At 56.1% G+C, this 1,308-nt stretch carries 1 rRNA gene (running past one end of the window); it reads right to left on the reverse strand.

The features are described from left to right. Window positions 1–1,274 (reverse strand): 23S ribosomal RNA (locus ACFVW8_RS38270); it reaches 1,926 nt to the left of the window's first position. Between the last annotated feature and the right edge of the window lie 34 nt (window positions 1,275–1,308).

Consider the following 1,308-nt stretch of genomic DNA (forward strand, 5'->3'; position numbering starts at 1 on the left):
GGAATGACACGACTTCGGCGGTACGCTTGAGCCCCGCTACATTGTCGGCGCGGAATCACTTGACCAGTGAGCTATTACGCACTCTTTCAAGGGTGGCTGCTTCTAAGCCAACCTCCTGGTTGTCTCTGCGACTCCACATCCTTTCCCACTTAGCGTACGCTTAGGGGCCTTAGTCGATGCTCTGGGCTGTTTCCCTCTCGACCATGGAGCTTATCCCCCACAGTCTCACTGCCGTGCTCTCACTTACCGGCATTCGGAGTTTGGCTAAGGTCAGTAACCCGGTAGGGCCCATCGCCTATCCAGTGCTCTACCTCCGGCAAGAAACACACGACGCTGCACCTAAATGCATTTCGGGGAGAACCAGCTATCACGGAGTTTGATTGGCCTTTCACCCCTAACCACAGGTCATCCCCCAGGTTTTCAACCCTGGTGGGTTCGGTCCTCCACGAAGTCTTACCTCCGCTTCAACCTGCCCATGGCTAGATCACTCCGCTTCGGGTCTTGAGCGCGCTACTAAATCGCCCTATTCGGACTCGCTTTCGCTACGGCTTCCCCACACGGGTTAACCTCGCAACACACCGCAAACTCGCAGGCTCATTCTTCAAAAGGCACGCAGTCACGACTGCATGTGCAAGCACATACAGCGACGCTCCCACGGCTTGTAGGCACACGGTTTCAGGTACTATTTCACTCCGCTCCCGCGGTACTTTTCACCATTCCCTCACGGTACTATCCGCTATCGGTCACTAGGGAATATTTAGGCTTAACGGGTGGTCCCGCCAGATTCACACGGGATTTCTCGGGCCCCGTGCTACTTGGGTGTCTCTTAAACGAGCCGTTAATGTTTCAGCTACGGGGGTCTTACCCTCTACGCCGGACCTTTCGCATGTCCTTCGCCTACATCAACGGTTTCTGACTCGCCTCACAGCCGGCAGACTGTGAAAAAGAGATCCCACAACCCCGCATGCGCAACCCCTGCCGGGTATCACACGCATACGGTTTGGCCTGATCCAGTTTCGCTCGCCACTACTCCCGGAATCACGGTTGTTTTCTCTTCCTGAGGGTACTGAGATGTTTCACTTCCCCTCGTTCCCTCCACACTGCCTATGTGTTCAGCAGCGGGTGACAGCCCATGACGGCTGCCGGGTTTCCCCATTCGGAAACCCCCGGATCAAAGCTTGGTTGACAGCTCCCCGGGGACTATCGTGGCCTCCCACGTCCTTCATCGGTTCCTAGTGCCAAGGCATCCACCGTGCGCCCTTAAAAACTTGGCCACAGATGCTCGCGTCCACTGTGCAGTTCTCAAAC

Source organism: Streptomyces sp. NPDC058221 (assembly GCF_042882365.1).
Taxonomy (GTDB): Bacteria; Actinomycetota; Actinomycetes; order Streptomycetales; family Streptomycetaceae; genus Streptomyces.